Below are 19,162 nucleotides of genomic sequence, written 5' to 3'. Positions count from 1 at the left end.
GGATGCTGAGGCTCTCGAAGCACCCAGCGGGATCTCAGGCGCCGGTGGCCTGGGCATCGCGGTGCGCGAGGATCTGGTTCACCTCGACCTGATCGGCGAGCACCTCGTTCACCAGGTTCACGCTGGGCACGTTCACCAGTCGCAGCGGCGCGTCGATGCCGTTGCTGAGCGTGATCGTGCCGGCGCCCCACACCCGCTGCAGCGGGCCGCGACGCACGCCGATCGAGTAGCCCCGCGCGTGCGCGAGCTCACGGCGGCGGCGGGCGCCGATCCCGTCGTGCACGATGACCCGGCGGGTCGTGATCGTGTACGAGCGCGAGAGCCACACCAGGAAGGGCACGACGACGAGGACGAGCACTGCGGCGCCGGCGGCTGCCAGCAGCGTCCAGTCCTCGAATCCCTCCGGGAGGTTCCCGTACAGGTAGGCGGTGGCTCCGCACACGGCGACGAGCACCAGCGCCGACCAGAACAGCCTGCGGGCATGACCGCGGAATCGCGCGACGAGGAGTTCCTCGACGGGCGCACCGGGCGGCGGCGTCATCGGCCGTCCGCTGAGCGTCACGGGCTGGGTCACTCCTCCATTGTGCCTGCGCGGCCCTTCGGCAGGCTCAGGGGCCCAGGTGTGTCCTGCTCAGCCCTCGGTTCCCATGCCCCACTCCAGGGAGTGCTCGTCAGACAGAACGGGTCAGGCGGGCCTGACGTGTACGACGTCGCCCGACGAGACCTCCTGCTTCCCCGAGCCGGTGTCGACGACCAGCCGGCCGTCCGAGGCCAGGCGCACGGCCCGGCCGTGCAGTGCATCGCCGCCGGGCAGCGAGACGTTCACATCCTGCCCGAGGGTGAGGCAGCGCTGCGTCGCCGCGGCGTGCACCCCCGCGGACTCGGCATCCCCGGTGCGTGCCAGTCCGGCGATCGCGGCGGACAGGCCGGAGAGGTAGTCGGAGACGAGACGGTCGGCGTCGACGACGACGTCGAGCGCGGCGAACGAGGTGGCGGTGGGCACCGGCAGCTGGTCGGCCGTCATCGCCGTGTTGATGCCGGTGCCGACGATCACGGCGGAGCCGGTGACCTCGGCGAGGATGCCGCAGATCTTGCGCCCGCCGACGAGGATGTCGTTCGGCCATTTCAAGCCGACCTCGTGGCCGGGCAGCTGGGCTGCCACGGCATCCGTCATCGCGACGCCGGCCGCGAGCGGGATCCAGCCGCGCACCTCGAAGTCAGCGGGCAGATCCCGCAGCAGCACCGACACGGCGAGCGCCGACCCGGGCGGCGTGCTCCAGGTGCGGTCGAGCCTGCCCCGGCCCGCGGTCTGCGTGTCGGTGATCAGCACCGACAGGTGCGGCCACGTGGCAGCATCCGCCGCCCGCCGGCGCAGCTCGGCGTTGGTCGATCCGCACTCCGGCAGCACGAGCAGATGGGAGGCCACGGATGCCGTGCGGGTCAGGTGCATGTCAGTCCTCGTCGTCGGAGGCGTCGTCATCATCGTCATCGAGCTCGGCGTCCGGGACGGCGTCACGCGCGTGCCACTCGTCCCACTTCTGCATGAGCTGCTCGATGGCGGCGTGGAACTTGGCCGTGGCCGCTCCGGGAGTGGTGTCGCCGAAGTAGTGCTGCACCCAGGTGTGCAGGCGCGACACCGCTTCCTGGTCGGCGCTCACGCGCTCCACTTCGGCGATGATGTCGTCGGCGCCGCTCACGCTGAGCCACTCGCACGCCGACAGGTAGCCGGACGTGTCGATCGACGCACGCTCATCGGCGGGCCGGGTGATCAGCAGCGGCTTGCCGGAGGCCAGCCGGTCGTAGACCATCGCCGAGATGTCGACGATCGCGACATCGGCCGCCGCGAGCTGCCAGCCGAGATCGGGACCGTCGTCGTACACGTGCTGGGCGGCCGGGTCGGCGGCGTTGGCCGCCTCGATCGCGGCGAGGATGCGGCGGTGCGCCGCCCCGTACTCGTCATCGACGACGCCGCTGCGCGGGTGGGGCCGGTAGATCACGCGATGTCGGTCGCTGGCCAGCAGGGCGCGCATGAGCCGCTCACCGTGGCTGGCGATCGAGCCGTAGTGGGCCGAAGGACGGTCGCCCTCCCAGGTGGGCGCGTACAGCACGACCCTGCGCTCATCGGGGGTGTACGGCAGGGTTCCGGAGTAGTGGTCGGCCTGCGGCCGGCCGATCTCGATCGCGCGACGGTCGAGGTCGTAATCCCACAGCGTGCGGCTGAGCCGGTCGCGGGCGGCCTGCCCGGCGATGAGCGCGTAGTCATACGCCTTGTACTGATTGGTGGTCATGTACATCTTGTCGGACTCGCCGTGGTTGATGAACACATGCCAGCGGCGCCCGTACCGGAACATCTGGAAGTTGCGGGTGTTCTGGTTCACGTACAGGACGACGCGGATGTCCTGCTTGGCGAGGAACTTCTCGAGGTTGCGCACCGTGGGCACGAACGCCACCGGCGGGCCGTCCTCCTCGATGAGCTTCTCGGCGCCCGTGGCGCTGCGGGAGAGCACCACGACCGGCCAGTGCTTCGCGAGCTCGGCCAGCGGGCGGTACCACTGGCGCATCTGATACATGTTCACGGCGCCGTCGGCGAAGTACACCGCGACCCTGTAATGGCCGTGCGGATGCGGGCCCTGGGCTTTGAGGGTGCGGCGGACCCGCTGCACGGCGGTGCGTGAGGCGAGTGCCTTCCGTAGCAGCCGATACGCCTTCTTCCCGTCCGAGACAACACCCATCGTTCCAGCTTAACGCCCGGTTCTACCGGCATCCTGGTCGCGGTGGCGCTCCCACCGGTCCGACAGCTCCCGGATCGCGTCCGCGAAGCGGGCGGTCGCGGCACCGGGCGTGGTGTCACCGAAGTAACGCGTCGACCAGTGCACCAGGCGCGCGATGGCCTCGTCGTCCTGGAGCACGCGGTCCACCTCGCCGACCACGTCCGCGGCGTCGGCGGTCGTGAGCCATTCGCAGTCGGAGAGGTAGCCGGAGCGGTCGATCTCGGCCTCCTCATCGCGAGGACGCGTGACGATCAGCGGCCGTCCCGTGGCGAGGCGGTCGTAGATCATCGCCGACACGTCCAGGATGGCGACATCGGCGGCGACCAGCTGCCAGCCGATCTCCGGGCCATCGTCATACACGTGCTGCGCCTCCGGATCGGCGGCGTTCGCGGCCGACAGCATCCCGATGATGCGCCTGCTGGCGGCGCCGTACGCGTCGTCCATGACACCCGTGCGCGGATGAGGTCGGTAGATGACACGGTGCCGGCCCGAGGCGAGCAGCTGCTCGACCAGGGTGACGCCGTGGCTGAGCACCGAGCCGTAGCTCATCGAGGCGCGGTCGCCCTCCCAGGTCGGCGCGTAGAGCACGACCGTGCGGTCATCGGGCTCGTAGGGCACGTCGCCGGCGAAATGGTCGGCCTGCGGTCGCCCGATGCGGATCGTGCGGTGATCCACGTCGTAGTCCCAAAGCGCCTCGGCGAGCCGGTCGTGTGCCATCTGCCCGGCGATCAGCGCGTAATCGTAGGCCTTGTACTGGTTGCTGGCCATGTAGATCTTGTCGGACTCACCATGGTTGATGAACACGTGCCAGCGCTGCGCGTACCGGAACATCTGGAAGTTGCGCGCGTTCTGGTTCACGTAGAGGACGATGCGGATGTCCTGTGCGGCGAGCACCTGTTCGAGCTCGTCGATCTGCGGCACGAACGCCACGGGCAGGGCTCCGTCGCGCAGCAGCGCCTCGGCACCCAGCGGCGAGCGCGAGAGCACGATCACGGGGAACCGGTCGGCGATCGCCTGCAGAGGGCGGTACCACTGCCGGATCTGATACATGTTCACGTCGGTGTCGGCGAAGTACACGGCGATCCGGAAGCGGCCGGCCGGATGCGGTGACCGCGTCAGGAGCATGCCCCGCACCCGCTGCCGCGCGGTCCGTGCCGCGAACGCCCGCCGGAGCAGCCGGTACGCCTTCTTCGCATCGGTGATGGCATCCATCCGCCGCACGCTAGCGGGGCAACCTCCGAATCGCCCGAGCCGGTCCGGCGCCTGCCCGTGACATGATCGACAGGTGCAGGACAACCAGGGGAACGGTGCCGAGGGCGTCTCGTTCGTCATGCCCGTGCTCAACGAGATCGACTATCTCGAGCACGCGGTGCAGTCGGTGCTGGAGCAGGACGTCGAGGGTCCCACCGAGCTCGTGCTCGCACTCGGTCCCTCCACGGACGGCACCACCGAGCTCGCCCGGCGGCTGGCCGCTGCGGACGAGCGGATCCGGCTGGTCGATAACCCTCAGGCGCACATCCCCGTCGGGTTGAACGCGGCGATCCGGGCGAGCCGGCATCCCACCGTCATCCGGGTCGACGCGCACTCCGAGCTCGCGCCCGGATACGCGCGGCGCGCCCTGGCCACCCTGAGCCGCACCGGGGCGGCGAACGTCGGCGGCGTCATGCACGCCGGCGGCCGCACGCCGTTCCAGCGCGCCGTCGCGCGCCTGTACAACTCCCCCGTCGGACTCGGCGGCGGCGCGTATCACGGCGGCGCGCAGGAGGGCGAGGCGGAGTCGGCGTACCTCGGGGTGATGCGACGCGACGTCATCGAAGCCGTCGGGCTGTTCGACGAGACGATCCGCCGCGGCGAGGACTGGGAGCTGAATCTGCGCATCCGGCAGGCCGGGCACCTGGTCTGGTTCGATCCGGCTCTGTCGGTGACCTACTGGCCGCGGGAGAACTGGTGGCGGCTGGCCAGGCAGTTCCGTGCCACCGGTGCGTGGCGCGGCGAGCTGGTCCGCCGCTACGGGCGCAGCAACGGTCTGCGCTTCTTCGCGCCGCCCGCGCTGGTGCTCATCACAGCACTCGCGGTGATCGTCGGCGTGCTGCAGCTGACCGGGGTGCTGCGCGGCCTTGCGTCCGTGGTGGCATCGCTCGTGTACGTGCCGGTCGTCGTCTACGCGCTGCTGGTGATCGCGGTCGGGCTGGGCGGTGTCGGCATCGCTCGCGGGCCTCGCGGCCTGCGTGAGCGGCTGTGGACGCTGGCCGTGCTGCCGACCATGCACATCGCCTGGGGGCTCGGGTTCCTGGCGGGTGTGCTGCGCGGCGCCGGCGACACGGTCGACGCCTCGCGGCTCGGCGAGCGCAACACGCCGCTTCCCTGAGCGCCTGGGAAGGTGGGTTGCTGAGACCCTTCGAGAGCCTCAGGGACCCAGACGGGAACGAGAGTTGGGCTGGACCCTTCGAGAGCCTCAGGGACCCAGTCATCTCAGGGGCCCAGGGGTCAGGGGTTGAGCCAGCCCTGGTCGAGGATGCGGGAGACGACACGGTCGGCGGCGCCGCCGTCGTCCAGTCGGTTGAACTGCGCCGTCCAGGCGGCATAGCGGTCGCGGTAGGCATCCGCTCCACCGTCGTCGAGCAGCGCGTCGATCAGCTCCTGCTGAGTGCGCACGAGCGGACCGGGGGCGCGTTCGGCGAGGTCGAAGTAGAACCCGCGCAGCTGCCCGCGGTAGTGCTCGAGGTCGGGCACGAGGAAGTACATCGGCCGCCCGGTCACGCTGAAGTCGAACATGACCGATGAGTAGTCCGTGATGAGAGCATCCGCGATGAGCAGCAGCCGCGCGGTCTCCGGGTATCCCGTGACGTCGATGACCCGGGCGCCGGACTGGTCGCGGCCGGGCTTGAGCGTGCGCGAATGCCCGCGCACGAGCACCACCGAGTCGGTGCGAGCCGCGAGCTCCTCCGGGTCGAGGAAGTCGACCATCTCGGCGCGGTCGTCCCGCCACGTCGGCGCATACAGCAGCACCCGCTCGCCCGCGCCGATGCCGAGCGCCTCCCGCACAGCAGCCGGGTCGCCGTTGGCAAAGACGTCGTTGCGCGGGTACCCCTCGACCCAGATGGGCTTGCCGAACAGGGCATACGCCTTGCGAAGCACACGCGCGGCATAGGTGTTCTGCGCGAGCACGGCATCCCACCGGCGGGATTCCTTGACGACGGCGGCCATGCGCCGCGGGTCGAAGCCGGGACGGTGCAGTGCGAGGCGCTTCAGCGGTGTGCCGTGCCAGGTCTGCAGCACGTGCTGGCCCGGCTTGCGCACGAACCGTCGGCGTAGCCAGTCGTTCACGACCAGCAGCCGCGAGTCCGCGCGGGCACGCCACCACTCGGGGCTGCCCTCGACGACGGCGACGGCGCCCTCGGGCACCTCCACCGACAGGTCGGTGACTGCCCAGTACCGCTGCACGGAGGGTGCGCGCTCGGCGAGCACGCGATCGATCGCGCGCGGGTTGCAGCCGGAGGTCTGTCCGTAGAAGCTTTCGAAGAAGACTGCGTTCTCGCTGCCCCCTGCCTGGGCGACGTAGCGCAGCTCGAGGGTGCGCTGCCCCTCCGCGGTCTCGTAGACCGCGTCCAGCGGTGCGCCGATCTGCACGCGATCACCGCGGACAGACACGCGCAGGATCGGCAGCAGCACGGGCGCCAGCTCGACGGCGGTGAGATCCGCACCCTCGGCCTCGATTTCGTATTCCCCCGCAGGAAGCGGCAGCTCGGCGCCGCCCCACCGCGCCACGCGCAGCGGGAAGGCGGCCTTCCACGTGCGCCCGCCGCCGGTCAGCTTCGCGGCGACGCAGGCACGCGGTCCCGTGAGCTGGGCCGATGCCGGCCGCGGCCCGGTCCCCGCGATGATCAGGGTCTGCGCCTGCTCATCGATCCGAGCGGTCGTCATCGTGCTCCTTTCGGCCCGGGGATTCCCCGTGCGCGGATGGCCTGGTACACGCGGCGGGCGTTGCCGCCGTCGCGGAAGGCGTGCATGTGCGCGCTGAGCTCTGCCGAGCGCTCCGCCCGCCGAGCGTGCTCTGCGGCGTCACCGAGCACCTCGTCGATCTGCGCGATCGCCTCGCCCCAGTCACGCGCGTAGTCGTCACCCGCGACGTCCTCGTAGGTGCCGTAGAAGCCGCGCTCCCGCGCGTATTCCGCGACGTCGGGCGCGAGGTACACGACCGGTGTCGCGAGCAGCCCTACGTCGTACGCCATGGATGAGTAGTCGGTGATCAGCAGGTCGATGCGAGGCAGTGCAGGGGTGACGTCGGCGATCAGCTCGGAGCCGAGCATCCTCACCCGTCCGCTGGACCACGGCGGTGAGTACGAGCCGGCACCCAGCGGGTGGGAGCGGATGAACAGGATCGCGTCGTGCTTCTCGAGCATCCGCACGATCCGCACCCATTGCGCGGCATCCGGCACCGCCGGATCGGCGGCGCCGTCGCGCCAGGTCGGCGCGTACAGCAGCGCGCGCTGGTTCTGCAGCAGAGGTCCGGTGCGGGTGAGCAGAGCGGATGCCGATAGGCGCCGCTCCTGCGGCGTGCCGGCCGAGAGCACGTCGACGCGGGGCTCGCCGGTGACCACCACGCGATCATGCCCGAGTCGGAATGCGGACTCGAGCCGTCCGCGTGCGCGATGCGAGGCGGCCGGCAGCACCCGGATGCGCTGCGCCGCACCGCGGTACGCGACGCTGAGCAGGCGGCGCAGCAGGCGACCGCCCGGGAGTCCGGCGGGAACCTGTGCGGTCACCGGTGAATCCAGCCCGATGCGCTTGAGCGGAATGCCGTGCCACAGCTGCACGACGAAGCCGTCGGTGCTGCCGTAGCGGTTGACGTCGCCGAGACCGTGCGTGACCACGAGCACACCCGCGCGTGCGGTGGCCCACCAGCCGCGCAGCCCGTCGCGGCGCCGCGTGCGGATTCCCAGAGCCCTGGCCTGTGCCTCCTCCTGCGCGGAGCGGGTGAGCCAGAGTGTGCGGTGCCCCGCCGCCCGCGCCTCGCGGTGCAGGGCGAGCGCACCGTCGCCGATTCCGGCTCCGCAGCCGAACACCCAGACCTCGCCGCGCGGCACGAGCATCGTTCCTATGCGTCCCGCGGCATACAGCGGCAGACGGAGCAGCTTCGCCGCGTTGCCGGTGCCGAATGAGAAGGACGCCACCCCGCGAGCCTATCGCGGGGTGGCGTCCTGATCTGCACGGCGCGGGGTCAGAGCTTGAGCTCGCCCAGCGTCGCCTCGACCGTGTAGCTCTTGCCGGAGCGGACGTAGCTGATCTCCGCCTCCGACCCGGCGGCCGCGGCCCTCACCTGCGCGGTGAGGTCGCTGGCGCTGGTGATCGGCACGCCGTTGAAGTGGGTGATCACGTCACCACGGCGCAGGCCCGCCGCCTCGGCGGCGCCGCCCTCGGTCGGGGTGTCGATGACGGCACCGGCGACCGTGGCGTCCTCGACGGATGACGCGTCGCGCACCGTCGCCCCGAGCAGGCCGTGGGTGGCGGATCCGTCGGCGATGATCTCGTCGGCGACGCGCTCGGCGATGCCTGACGGGATGGCGAAGCCGAGTCCGATCGAGCCCGACTCCTCGGAGGACGAGCCGCCGGCGGTCGCGATGGCCACGTTGATTCCGATCAGGCGGCCCTTGCTGTCGACGAGGGCGCCGCCCGAGTTGCCGGGGTTGATGGCGGCGTCGGTCTGGATCACGGCGATCGAGATCGACTGCGTGGCCTGCTGGCTGCGCATGCCGGGGATGTCGAACTGGAACGGACCGCCCTCGCCGTCCTCCTCACCGTCCTGGCCGTCACCGTTCGGCGCATCGGGCAGGGCGGCCGAGGCCACCTGGATGCTGCGGTTGAGGGCGCTGACGATGCCGGTGGTGACCGAGTTGGCAAGGCCGAGCGGTGCGCCGACGGCGACCGCGGTGTCTCCCACGTTCAGCTTCGACGAGTCGGCGAACTCGATCGGGGTGAGGTCGCTCGCGCCCTCGATCTTGATGACCGCGAGGTCGTAGATGGGGTCGGTGCCGACGACGGTCGCCGAGAAGATGCGACCGTCGGAGGTCGTGACGCGGATCGCGGGGTCGGCAGCGGCACCGCCGAGGGTCACGACGTGGGTGTTCGTGAGCACGTGGCCCTCGTCGTCCAGCACGACGCCCGAGCCGCTGCCCGAGGCCTGCGAGCCGGCGACCTCGATGGTCACCACCGACGGGAGCACCTCGGTGGCGATCGCGGCGGTCTCGTTCACCGAACCGGGGTTGTTGACCGTGACCGTCCCGGGACCGGATGCCGTCTGCGAGGCCGGTCGGTCGAACACGGCGTTGCCGATGGCGCTGCCGCCGAATCCCGCCACACCGCCGACAAGGGCGGCGGCGAGGATGAGACCGGCGACCTTCACCGCTCCGCCGTTCCGGCGCGGAGCCTCGGGCTGCGATCCGGCGGGTGCGCTGAGCAGCGACGGGTCGAGCGGCAGAGTCTGGTCATTCGGCCGGCCCTGGTTTCCGAAGGATGCTCCCGGTGCGTGCACGCCGGGCGCCTGCGGGGCGGTGCCGTACGCGCTCGTCTGGTGAGGACCGGGCTGGTGGACTCCGGGCTGGTGCGGTCCGGACCGCGCGCCGCTCCCGGGCTGGCTGGGCGCGCCGTGCGGCGGCTGCCAAGCCGGGGTCTGCGAGTGCGAGCCGAAGGTGGCGGGGATGCTGTGCCCGCTGGGGACCGCAGCATCCGGGCCGGGTGCGGCGGCGGAGGGGTTCGGCCCCTCCGGCGTGCGAGGGGTGTCGGGCGTGCCGGGAGTCTCGGGAGTCGATGCCTCACCGGGGGTCTTGTCGTCGTTCATGATCTGCTCCTTCCAGGCGCACAATCAGACTGACAACCGAGTCTGTGCGTTTCGTATGGCGAGGATGGAATTCCCCTATGGTCTTAGCCTGTTCTGCATGGATGTCATTTCCGGCGCCTGGCGGCGCACCGCAGCCGGAGCGGGTCTGCTCTCCCCGCAGGGCGAGGTCGCGCCCACCATCTTCGCAGAGATGTCGGCCGCAGCGGTGCGATTCGGCGCGATCAACCTGGGCCAGGGATTCCCGGACGAAGACGGCCCGGCCGTCGTGCTGGAGGCCGCGCGCGAGGCGATCGCGCAGGGTGCGAATCAGTACCCTCCCGGCCGCGGCATCCCGGATCTGCGCAACGCGATCAGCGAGCATCAGCGGCGCTTCTACGGGCTCGCGGTCGACCCCGAGACCGAGGTGATCGTCACCGCCGGGGCGACCGAGGCCCTGACGGCGACGCTGCTGGCGCTGATCGACTCACCCGACGACGAGGTGGTCGTGTTCGAGCCGTACTACGACTCGTACGCGGCGGTCGTCGCCCTGGCCGGTGCGCACCTGCGCACCGTGCCGCTGCGGCGTCCCGGGTTCCGGCCCGACCTCGAGGAGCTCGCGGCTGCGGTGACTGACCGCACCAGGATCATCCTCGTCAACGACCCGCACAACCCGACGGGTGCGGTGTTCTCCGCCGAGGTGCAGGCCGAGATCGTGCGACTCGCCGAGCGGCACGACGCGGTCATCGTCACCGACGAGGTGTACGAGCACCTGTCGTTCCACGGCGCTCACGTGCCGATCGCATCCCTCCCCGGTGCGGCCGAGCGCACCCTCACGATCTCATCGGCCGGCAAGACGTTCTCGGTGACGGGCTGGAAGATCGGCTGGGTGCACGGGCCGGCGCCGCTCATCACCGCCGTGCTGACCGTGAAGCAGTTCCTCACCTACGTCAACGGCTCGCCGTTCCAGTCGGCCGTCGCGGTCGGGCTGCGTCTGCCGGACGACTACTTCCACAGCGCCGCCGCCGGACTGCAGCGCAAGCACGCGCTGCTCGGCGAGGCGCTGCGCGCAGCAGGGTTCGAGGTGCATGAGCCGCAGGGCGGCTACTTCACGGTCGCCGATGCCACCGGACTCGGCGGTGCGGATGCCGCGGCGTTCTGCCGCGCACTGCCGGAGCGTGCCGGAGTCGTGGCCATCCCGATCAGCGCGTTCGTGGCACCCGAGCATCAGGACGACTTCTCGGGCCTCGTGCGCTTCGCCGCCTGCAAGCGCGTCGAGGTGCTCGAAGAGGCGGCGCAGCGTCTGGCGGCGCTGAGCTGAGCTGGGCTGGGCTGGGCTGGGCTGGGCTGGGCTGAGCTGAGCTGAGCTGAGCTGAGCTGAGCGCAGGCTGTCAGGATGGGAGCGGGACGACGCCGTAGCGGCGCAGCCGCAGCACGGGGTTGCTCTCGCGGGTGCGGGCGATCAGCCGGTGATCCACCACGGCGGTCGCGATCCCCTCCCCCGCGCTCACTCCCGCGACCGTGAGGCCCTGCGGGTCGATCACCTGGGACAGTCCGACGCCGATCGGCGCCGGATGATCGGCGGCGATCACATAGGCGGTGCTCTCGATCGCGCGGGCTGTGAGAAGGGTGCTCCAGTGGTGCTCCTTGAGCGGGCCGCGCACCCATTCGGCGGGGACGATGAGAGCATCCGCCCCGGCGTCGACGAGCGTGCGGGCCACCTCGGGGAAGCGCAGGTCGTAGCACGTCATCAGGCCGAATCGGATGCCGTCGGCGTCGAACACCGCGGCCCCGCCGACCGCTCCCGGGGCGATCCAGTCCGATTCGGTCTGTCGGAACGCATCATAGAGGTGCTGCTTGCGATACACGGCCTGCACACCGGCATCCGTGACCGCGACGACCGTGTTGTGCACCCGGCCGGCGTCGGCCTGCTCGACGAGGCCGGCGACGATCACGGCACCGTGCTCCTGCGCCAGCGCGCACAGCGCGCCGACGAAGGCGCCGTCGAGCGTCTCGGCGTTCACCGCGAGTGACTCGTCCATGGGGTCGGTGAAGTAGCTGGCGTACTCGGGCAGCACGATCACGCGCGCTCCCCTGGCCGCCGCGTCGCTGACGAGTTCGGCCACGCGTTCGCGATTCGATTCGCGGGATGCTGTCGGGGCGAACTGGCAGACGGCGACGATCGGGGCGGCTGCGGACATGTGCCCATCCTGGCACGGGCCGCGCTGGGCGGTGCGGGCATAGCCTGGTGGTGACCGACGAAAGGAAGGCCATGACCGACTCGATGTACCCGCCCCGCACCCCAGAAATGCTGCGCCGTCGCCGCGAGCTCTCGCCCGACACGGCTGCCGCGTTCGAGGCGTTCAGCAAGCAGGTCTTCGCCGAAGGCGCGCTCGATGAGAAGACGAAGCAGCTGATCGCCGTCGCCGTCGCACACGTCACGCAGTGCCCGTACTGCATCGACGGACACACCAAGCTCGCCTCCCGCAAGGGTGCGTCCGACGAGGAGGTCATGGAGGCGATCTGGGTCGCGGCCGAGATGCGCGCGGGTGGCGCGTATGCGCATTCGGTGCTGGCGCTGAACGCGCTGGATGCCGTGCACGGTCACGCGCACTGAGCGCGTCGCCGCGACAGCATCCTGGATACGCGAAGAGGGCCCGGTCCTTGCGGACCGGGCCCTCTTCTCTTGGTTGCGGGGGCAGGATTTGAACCTACGACCTCCGGGTTATGAGCCCGGCGAGCTACCGAACTGCTCCACCCCGCGGCACGTCTTAAAGCCTAACACGGCCTCGCGGCAAGGGCGAATCGAGGGGACGACCTCGCGACCGGCGGGCGTGTCGCGCGGATGAACGAGAGCTGGACGCCTCGACGGCGGAACGACGCCCTGCTACCCCGCCCCGTGCTCGATCTCGCAGTCGGTGCCGGGGAAGATCAGCGTCTCGTGCCCGTCGTCGAAGCGCACGAGATACGGCGGTCCGCCACCCTCCCCACGCACCTCGAGCACCTCGCCGTGACGCTCTGTGCTGCCTGCACGCGTCCCGTGGATCACGATCCGGGAACCGGCCTCGATCTGCATGGCCGTTCACCTCCTCAGACGGAGTCGATGACTTCATTGTGCGCGAGCGGGCCCGACTGCGCCAGGGGTGAACGACTGAGGGCGCCCCCGAAGGGACGCCCTCAAGCCGATCGCATCATTCTGCGGTCTGTGACTCCAGTTCGAGAAGCTTCTCGATCGCTGCCGTCAGCTTCTTGTCCTGCACGGCGAACTCCTCGAGGTCGCCGGCCTTCAGCGCGGCCTCACGAGCCGCGAGCGCCTCGCGGGCGTCTTCGAGCGCCTGCGCCTGGGCATCCGTTCCCGGTGCGGGCGTTCCGCCCTCGTCCGGCGGGGTCTCGCCCTCGCCCTCACCGGTACCCGGATCGGGTTCGGTCGGCTCCACGTCCTCGTCACCGCCGGCCGCACCGGCGTCACCGCCGAACAGGGCGTCCAGTGCCTGGGTGAGGGTGTCCTCGAATGCGACCCGATCACCGAAGGCGACGAGGACCTTCCTCAGGTTCGGGAGCTTGGTGCCCTCGGACGACTGCACGAACACCGGCTGCACGTACAGCAGACCGCCGCCGACGGGCAGTGTCAGCAGGTTGCCGTACTTGACCTCGGACTTACCGATCGTCAGCACGTTCAGCTTCTCGGCCACCGTGGCATCCGAGTCGAAGGTGTTCTGCACCTGCCCGGGGCCGGGGACCGTGGTCGACGTGTCGATCTCGAGCAGCCGCAGCTTGCCGTAGCCCTCGGCTTTCACGCCCTCCTCGGAGCCGGCGTCGGAGTCGACGGCGAGGTAGCCCATCAGCACCTCGCGGCTCTCACCCTGCGCGTCGGCCGGGATGAAGGTCGAGAACATCGAGAAGCGCGCCTTGTCCTGACCGGGCATCTTCATCGACAGGTAGTACGGCGGCTGCAGACGGTCCTTGCTGCGCGGGTCCTCCGGCGTCTGCCAGCGGTTGTCCTCCTGCGCGAACGACCCCGCGTCATCGACGTGGTAGACGCCCATCATGGCCCGCTGCACCTTGAACAGGTCGGTCGGGTAGCGCACGTGGCTCATCAGGTCACCGGACATCTCGCTGATCGGCTGGACCGTGCTCGGGTACACCTTCTGCCAGGCCTTGAGGATCGGGTCCTCCTCGTCCCAGGCGTACAGCTTCACCGATCCGTCGTAGGCGTCGACTGTGGCCTTGACCGAGTTGCGGATGTAGTTGATGTTGTCGAACGAAACAGCCGACGCGGGAGTGTTCGAATCGGCGATCGCATCCTGCATGCTCACCGTCTTCGAGTACGGGTACGCCGAGCTGGTGGTGAACCCGTCGACGATCCACACGATCCGTCCGTCGACCACGCTGGGGTACGGGTCGCGGTCCAGCGTCAGGTACGGCGCCACCTTCTGCACGCGGGTGCGCGGGTCGCGGTCGTAGAGGATCTGCGACTCGGAGTTGACCAGGTCGGAGAACAGGATCTGCTCGGACTGGAACTTCAGCGCGTACAGCAGCTTGATGAAGGTGTTGCCGACACGCGGACCGCCGTCACCGGTGAACGTGGTCTTCGTGTCGCTCGCACCGTCCTGGCCGCGCGGGTAGTCGATCTCGACCGGCGTCTCGCCGTCGGGGGCGCCGACGATGGAGTACTCGGGCGAGGTCTCGCCGAAGTACACCCGCGGCTCGAACTTCTCGCTCTCGGTGAGGAAGCCGGCGGTCGGAATGCCGCGCTCGAGGAACACCGGCTCACCGTCGCTGGTGCGCTCGTTGCCCGCCATCGCGACCAGCCCGTAGCCGTGGGTGTACACCGCGACGCGGTTGTTCCAGCTGTCACCGCCGCCGAGCTTGGACATGTCGAGGTCGCGGACCGAGACGACCGTGTCCTGCGTCTTGCCGTCGATCTCGTAGCGGTCGACGTCCAGCTCGGGTGCGAACTGGTAGTACGAGCGGTACTGCTCGAGCTGACGGACCGTGGGGCCGATGATGGCCGGGTCCATGATGCGCACCGAGGCGGTGGTCTCGGCATCCGCACGCAGCTGGCCGGCGGCGGTGTCGGTGGTCGCCTTGAACGAGGTGACCTCCATGTCGGCGAAGTCGTACGCCTCCTTGGTGGCCTTGATGTTCCGCTCGTAGAAGGGCGCCTGGTAGGCGTTCTCGTTCGGCTTCACCTGGAAGGTTGTGACCACCCACGGGTAGCCCATACCGACCACGAGAGAGGCGACGATCAGCAGCGCGGTCGCTGCGAGCGGGAAGCGCCAGCGGCCGATGATGGCGGTGACGAAGAACAGCACCGCGACGACCGCGGCGATGATCGACAGGATCGCAAGACCCGGGATGGTCGCGTTCACGCCGGTGTACGCGGCACCCGTGATGCGCCCCTCGGGCTGCACGAGCGTGAGGTAGCGGTCGAGCCACAGGCTCACGGCCTGCACTGCCAGGTAGAGACCGGCGAGGATGGCGAGCTGGATGCGCGCCGGCTTCGAGATGCGCAGCTCGCGCTGGCCGATGCGCACCGAGCCGTACAGGTACGACACCAGTGCGGTGATGATCAGGCTCAGCAGCAGCACCGCCGAGACGAACGCGAGCAGCATCGAGTAGAACGGCATCGCGAAAAGGTAGAAGCCGGTGTCGACGCCGAACTCGGGGTCGAGGGTATTCGTGGTGACGCCGTTGGCCCACAGCCACACGGTCTTCCAGTTGCCGGCGGCGGCGAAGCCCGCGAAGATGCCGAAGAACACCGGCATGCCCCACATCGCCAGCCGGCGCAGCGGCTCGATGACCTCCTGGTAGCGGTCGAGCTGCGAGCTCAGCCGCACGTACACCGGGCGCAGCCGGTAGGCGAGCTGGATGCAGACGAACAGCGGCACCGCCATCCCGAGGAAGCCGATCGCGAACATCGACACGGTGGCGATCCACTGCGTCGTCAGCACCGACGCGAAGTCGAGCTGATCGAACCAGAGGAACTCCGTGTAGAGCGACGCGAACACGAAGAACGCGGCGATCAGCGCGGCGATGATCCCCACCGAGACGGCGAGGATTCGGCGGGAGGTGCTGGGCGTGGCCGGAGGGCGGGCTGCGGAGGTGGTCACCGTCCCATCCTATGCAGGCCGGCTATGCAGGGCCTCCGCGTTCCGCTCACCGCGGACGCGAGGTTCCGCTCAGCGCGGACGCGGCAGGTGCGTCCGCGTCAGTTCGCGGATGCCGTGCACACCGGCAGCACGGAGGTGTCGCCGTCGTTCGCGATCACCTCGAGGATCTCCAGGGACTCCTCCAGGGTCGCCGTGCGGTAGACGTCCAGCCCGTCGGGAATGTGCCCGACGACTTCGCCGCAGTTATCGGCCGGTGCGAGGAAGACGGTCGCCCCGGCATCCCGCGCGCCGTACAGCTTCTGCCGGATGCCGCCGATCGGACCGACCTCGCCGGCGGCGTCGATCGTGCCGGTGCCTGCGATGTTCTCGCCGCCGTTGATCTCACCGGGGGTGAGCGTGTCGATGATCCCGAGCGCGAACATCATCCCTGCACTCGGGCCGCCGACGTTGTCGAGCTGCAGACGGACGTCGATCGGGAAGTCGTAGTCGGTGGTGAGGGTGATGCCGATCAGCCAGACGGTGTCGCCTGCGGCATCCGTCGTCTTCTCCGGCGCGATGGCGACCGTGCGCTCCTGGGCACCGCGCTGCACCGTGAGCTCGACCTCGGCGCCCTCGGCCTGCTGGATCCGATCGCGCAGGAGCGTGGCCGAGTCGACGGCCGTGCCGTCGATCGCGAGGATGCGGTCGCCCTTGGCCAGCTCGCCCTCGGCGGGCGAGCCCTCGATCACGTCGACGACCTCGACGGTCGCGCCGACGTCGTAACCGAGCTCGCTCAGGGCGGCGGCCGTCGCCTCGTGCTGCGAGTCGATCATGAGGGCGGTGTTGCGCTCATCGCGCTCCTCGGAGGTGACACCCTCCGGGAACACCGTGTCGATCGGCACGACCGCACGCGTCCGGTCGAACCACGCCAGTGCCAGCTCGAACCAGGTGGGGGTGCGCTCGCGGTTGCCGACCACCTGCACGGTGGTCAGGTCGAGCGCGCCGCCGGTCGGGTAGGTCTCCGCCCCGCTCACCTCGATCAGCGGCACCTCGGTGCCGTCGGCATCCCGGGCGGTACCGAGCGTGTCGAACACCGGACCCGGACGCTGGATCACGTACTGGGTCGGCACGAAGGTGAGGACCACGAGAGCGACCAGGGCGACGCTCAGCGCGACGATCCCGGTGACCGTGCCGTTGCTGCGGCGTGATGACAAGTGACCTCCGGGCGTTCGCGAGCGGCGTACTGGAATCCGGGGCCGGCGGGGTCCGGGCACAGGATCGTGTGACTAGCGTAGAGCGCACACGCTACGGGCATGCTGAGAGGGCGAAGCGCATGGCAGACGACGAACAGGACCCTTCGGACTTCGAGGAGATGCTCCGCCGGATGATGTCGGGCGGCCAGATCGACCCGGAGGCTCTCCGCGAGGCGCTCTCGGGCATGCAGGGCATGCAGGGCATGCCCATCGACCCGGCGCAGATGCAGGGCTTCATGTCGCAGATGCAGGGCATGTTCGGCGGAGACCCGTGGCAGAACGCCGAACGTCAGGCGCTGCACATCGCCAACCGCGAGGGTCTCGGGATCACCGCGACCGCGCAGTCGTCGCTGGCGGAGGCCTTCGCGCTGGCGAACCTCTGGCTGAGCGAGGCGACCACGATCTCGGAGCTGGCCTCGGCCCCGCAGGCGATGACCCGCGGCGACTGGGTGCAGAAGACCCTGCCGGTGTGGAAGGAGATCGCCTCCCCCGTGTCGACCTCGATCGCCGACGCGCTCACCGGCGCGCTGGAGACCCAGGTGCCCGAGGAGATGCGCGGCATGGTGCAGGGCGCAGGCCAGCTCATGCGCGGCCTGGGCGGTTCGCTGTTCGCGGCGCAGTTCGGTCAGGTGCTGGGGCGTCTCTCGCTCGAAGTCGTCTCGGGCGGCGACGTCGGCATCCCGGTCCTGCCCGCAGGCACCGCCGCGGTGATCCCGCAGAACATCGCCGGCTTCGGCGAAGGCCTCGAGATCCCCGAGGATCAGGTGGCCCTGTATCTCGCGGTGCGCGAGCTCGCCTACGCGCGCCTGTACCGGCACGCGAAATGGCTGCACCTGCACGTGCTCTCGCAGATCACCGACTTCGCCCGCGGCGTCACCGTCGACATCGACGCGCTCGAGGATCTCGCCTCGCGCCTGGACCCCACGAACCCCGAAGAGCTGCGCGCGGCGATCGAGGGCGGCGCGCTGCTGCCCGCGCAGACCGACGCGCAGCGCGAGGCCCTGACGCGACTGGAGAACCTCATCGCCACGATCGACGGCTGGGTCGACGTCGTCACCAGCCAGGCGATCGCCCGGCTTCCCGACGGGGTGCGACTGGCCGAGGCTGCGCGCCGCCGCCGTGCGGTCGGCGGGCCCGCCGAGGATGCGCTGGGTGCGCTGGTCGGGCTGAAGCTGCGCCCGCGGCGCCTGCGCGAGGCGTCGGCGATGTGGCAGGCGGTCACGGATGCCGTCGGCGTCGCCGCCCGCGACTCGCTGTGGGACTACCCGGACCTCATGCCGCAGTCCGGCGACATCGACGATCCGACGGCGCTGATCGAGCGCCTGCAGGCTACGCAGCGCGGTGAGGCTCCGGCCGCGGACGAGTTCGACGAGGCGCTCGCGCGCCTGCTCGACGGCGACGACTTCGGCGCCGCCCCCGACGCAGCCGCGCCGGACGACGACGACGACCGCCCCGAGGGCGACCGCCCCGTCTGATCGTCGAAACCCCTCCTGATTGCCCACACCCCTCGTGAATCGCGTTGCTCACGAGGGGTCTGGACGCTCATGAGGGGTTTCGGCGGTCGGGTCACGGGGCGTGGGGCGTGGACGTGCGTTGCGGGAGTCGTCCTGCACAGGTGAGGATCTGCGGCGGGTTATCCACGGGTCCCGTGAAGGCGCCCCGCGGCGCGCGCGGAGCGCCCACAATCGGGAGCATGAGCCCCCGGACCGATCCGACGACCACGCGCCTCGACTCTCGTTACCCGCTGCTGTGGCGCGATGAGGACACGGTGCAGTTCGGCCTCGAGGCCGTGCTGTCGATCGACGCCGCAGAAGCGTGGGTCGAGCCGCTGCTGGCCCAGCTGCAGACCGGCATCAGGCTGGCATCCTTCGACGTGATCGCGCACGGTGTGGGAGCACCACGCGACGCCGCCCGCGAGCTGCTCGCCCGCCTGCGGCCCGTGCTGATCTCGGATCCGCCGCCCGCCCCGCCGGTCTGGATCGACGGGGTGAACGTCTCCGATGCGCGCGCGCCCGAGCGGATGCGCCAGGCACTGCTCGACGAGGGCATGGACGTCACGACCGCACAGGACCCGGATGCCGTCGCCGTGGTCCTCGTCGAAGGCGCGGCGGCCGCGCTGCAGTTCGCCCCGTACCTGCGCGACGACCTGCCGCACCTCCCGGTGGCGTTCGAGCAGCAGGCCGCCACGATCGGACCGCTCGTGATCCCCGGCACCACCCCATGCCTGTCGTG

The 19,162-nt window shown here is 70.2% G+C and carries 15 protein-coding genes and 1 tRNA gene; 4 read left to right on the top strand and 12 right to left on the bottom strand.

Annotated elements, in window-relative coordinates; all coding sequences use genetic code 11:
* Window positions 1-34: 34 nt before the first annotated feature.
* The 4 genes from H7694_RS05140 to H7694_RS05125 form a co-directional block, all read right to left on the bottom strand.
* Entirely contained in the window at window positions 35-574 is a 540-nt protein-coding gene (locus H7694_RS05140) for a PH domain-containing protein (protein WP_227468300.1), read from the bottom strand.
* A gap of 111 nt (window positions 575-685) precedes the next feature.
* Entirely contained in the window at window positions 686-1,450 is a 765-nt protein-coding gene (locus H7694_RS05135; RefSeq protein ID WP_193598465.1) for a biotin--[acetyl-CoA-carboxylase] ligase, read from the bottom strand.
* Between the two features lies 1 nt (window position 1,451).
* Window positions 1,452-2,732, bottom strand: coding sequence for a CDP-glycerol glycerophosphotransferase family protein (locus tag H7694_RS05130; protein ID WP_193598464.1), 1,281 nt, complete (start codon window positions 2,730-2,732; stop codon window positions 1,452-1,454).
* Between the two features lie 9 nt (window positions 2,733-2,741).
* Window positions 2,742-3,983, bottom strand: coding sequence for a CDP-glycerol glycerophosphotransferase family protein (locus tag H7694_RS05125; RefSeq protein WP_193598463.1), 1,242 nt, complete (start codon window positions 3,981-3,983; stop codon window positions 2,742-2,744).
* 118 nt (window positions 3,984-4,101) lie between these two features.
* On the opposite strand from H7694_RS05125, the gene H7694_RS05120 reads away from it, so the two are divergent.
* Window positions 4,102-5,139 carry a glycosyltransferase gene (locus tag H7694_RS05120; RefSeq protein WP_193599082.1) on the top strand — a complete coding sequence of 346 codons (1,038 nt, stop codon included), beginning with the start codon at window positions 4,102-4,104 and terminating at the stop codon, window positions 5,137-5,139.
* 119 nt (window positions 5,140-5,258) lie between these two features.
* Here H7694_RS05120 and H7694_RS05115 read toward each other — a convergent pair whose 3' ends face one another.
* From H7694_RS05115 to H7694_RS05105, 3 genes are read right to left on the bottom strand one after another with little or no spacing between them, the layout of a single operon-like run.
* On the bottom strand, window positions 5,259-6,695 hold the full coding sequence (locus tag H7694_RS05115) for a CDP-glycerol glycerophosphotransferase family protein (RefSeq protein ID WP_193598462.1): 1,437 nt from the start codon (window positions 6,693-6,695) through the stop codon (window positions 5,259-5,261).
* A complete protein-coding gene (locus H7694_RS05110; protein ID WP_193598461.1) occupies window positions 6,692-7,945 on the bottom strand; it encodes a CDP-glycerol glycerophosphotransferase family protein in 1,254 nt (417 codons plus the stop codon). Before H7694_RS05110 ends, H7694_RS05115 begins: the two co-directional genes overlap by 4 nt.
* Before the next feature lie 47 nt (window positions 7,946-7,992).
* Window positions 7,993-9,609 (bottom strand): S1C family serine protease, encoded by a 1,617-nt coding sequence (locus H7694_RS05105; RefSeq protein ID WP_193598460.1) that lies wholly within the window; start codon window positions 9,607-9,609, stop codon window positions 7,993-7,995.
* Window positions 9,610-9,706: 97 nt separating this feature from the next.
* Here H7694_RS05105 and H7694_RS05100 point away from each other — a divergent pair, with 97 nt between their 5' ends.
* Window positions 9,707-10,906 (top strand): aminotransferase class I/II-fold pyridoxal phosphate-dependent enzyme, encoded by a 1,200-nt coding sequence (locus H7694_RS05100; RefSeq protein ID WP_193598459.1) that lies wholly within the window; start codon window positions 9,707-9,709, stop codon window positions 10,904-10,906.
* A gap of 70 nt (window positions 10,907-10,976) precedes the next feature.
* Here the strand turns inward: H7694_RS05100 and H7694_RS05095 are convergent, their stop codons facing one another.
* On the bottom strand, window positions 10,977-11,786 hold the full coding sequence (locus tag H7694_RS05095) for a carbon-nitrogen hydrolase family protein (RefSeq protein WP_193598458.1): 810 nt from the start codon (window positions 11,784-11,786) through the stop codon (window positions 10,977-10,979).
* A gap of 71 nt (window positions 11,787-11,857) precedes the next feature.
* On the opposite strand from H7694_RS05095, the gene H7694_RS05090 reads away from it, so the two are divergent.
* Window positions 11,858-12,202 (top strand): carboxymuconolactone decarboxylase family protein, encoded by a 345-nt coding sequence (locus tag H7694_RS05090; RefSeq protein ID WP_193598457.1) that lies wholly within the window; start codon window positions 11,858-11,860, stop codon window positions 12,200-12,202.
* A gap of 70 nt (window positions 12,203-12,272) precedes the next feature.
* Here H7694_RS05090 and H7694_RS05085 read toward each other — a convergent pair.
* The 4 genes from H7694_RS05085 to H7694_RS05070 form a co-directional block, all read right to left on the bottom strand.
* Window positions 12,273-12,349: transfer RNA gene (locus H7694_RS05085), tRNA-Met, on the bottom strand.
* 123 nt (window positions 12,350-12,472) lie between these two features.
* Window positions 12,473-12,661, bottom strand: a complete 189-nt coding sequence (locus tag H7694_RS05080; RefSeq protein WP_193598456.1) for a DUF1918 domain-containing protein — start codon at window positions 12,659-12,661, stop codon at window positions 12,473-12,475.
* Between the two features lie 115 nt (window positions 12,662-12,776).
* The gene (locus H7694_RS05075; RefSeq protein ID WP_193598455.1) at window positions 12,777-15,698 is read right to left on the bottom strand and encodes a UPF0182 family protein; all 2,922 of its coding nucleotides are present in this window, start codon (window positions 15,696-15,698) and stop codon (window positions 12,777-12,779) included.
* 98 nt (window positions 15,699-15,796) lie between these two features.
* Window positions 15,797-16,891 (bottom strand): PDZ domain-containing protein, encoded by a 1,095-nt coding sequence (locus H7694_RS05070; RefSeq protein ID WP_193598454.1) that lies wholly within the window; start codon window positions 16,889-16,891, stop codon window positions 15,797-15,799.
* A 119-nt stretch (window positions 16,892-17,010) separates the two neighbouring features.
* Between H7694_RS05070 and H7694_RS05065 the strand changes: the two genes are divergently transcribed.
* Window positions 17,011-18,405 carry a zinc-dependent metalloprotease gene (locus H7694_RS05065; protein ID WP_193598453.1) on the top strand — a complete coding sequence of 465 codons (1,395 nt, stop codon included), beginning with the start codon at window positions 17,011-17,013 and terminating at the stop codon, window positions 18,403-18,405.
* Window positions 18,406-19,162 lie beyond the last annotated feature (757 nt).

The sequence above is a fragment of the Microbacterium sp. YJN-G genome, assembly GCF_015040615.1.
Lineage (GTDB): Bacteria > Actinomycetota > Actinomycetes > Actinomycetales > Microbacteriaceae > Microbacterium.
The sequence above is the reverse complement of the archived record's forward strand: the minus strand, read 5'-3'. Positions and strand labels throughout refer to the sequence as shown.

What these genes read in the sequence shown, in the direction of transcription:
- H7694_RS05135 (WP_193598465.1), bottom strand. Translation starts at nt 1,450, where the DNA reads ATGCACCTGACCCGCACGGCATCCGTGGCCTCCCATCTGCTCGTGCTG.
- H7694_RS05130 (WP_193598464.1), bottom strand. Translation starts at nt 2,732, where the DNA reads ATGGGTGTTGTCTCGGACGGGAAGAAGGCGTATCGGCTGCTACGGAAG.
- H7694_RS05125 (WP_193598463.1), bottom strand. Translation starts at nt 3,983, where the DNA reads ATGGATGCCATCACCGATGCGAAGAAGGCGTACCGGCTGCTCCGGCGG.
- H7694_RS05120 (WP_193599082.1), top strand. Translation starts at nt 4,102, where the DNA reads ATGCCCGTGCTCAACGAGATCGACTATCTCGAGCACGCGGTGCAGTCG.
- H7694_RS05115 (WP_193598462.1), bottom strand. Translation starts at nt 6,695, where the DNA reads ATGACGACCGCTCGGATCGATGAGCAGGCGCAGACCCTGATCATCGCG.
- H7694_RS05105 (WP_193598460.1), bottom strand. Translation starts at nt 9,609, where the DNA reads ATGAACGACGACAAGACCCCCGGTGAGGCATCGACTCCCGAGACTCCC.
- H7694_RS05100 (WP_193598459.1), top strand. Translation starts at nt 9,707, where the DNA reads ATGGATGTCATTTCCGGCGCCTGGCGGCGCACCGCAGCCGGAGCGGGT.
- H7694_RS05095 (WP_193598458.1), bottom strand. Translation starts at nt 11,786, where the DNA reads ATGTCCGCAGCCGCCCCGATCGTCGCCGTCTGCCAGTTCGCCCCGACA.
- H7694_RS05090 (WP_193598457.1), top strand. Translation starts at nt 11,858, where the DNA reads ATGACCGACTCGATGTACCCGCCCCGCACCCCAGAAATGCTGCGCCGT.
- H7694_RS05080 (WP_193598456.1), bottom strand. Translation starts at nt 12,661, where the DNA reads ATGCAGATCGAGGCCGGTTCCCGGATCGTGATCCACGGGACGCGTGCA.
- H7694_RS05065 (WP_193598453.1), top strand. Translation starts at nt 17,011, where the DNA reads ATGGCAGACGACGAACAGGACCCTTCGGACTTCGAGGAGATGCTCCGC.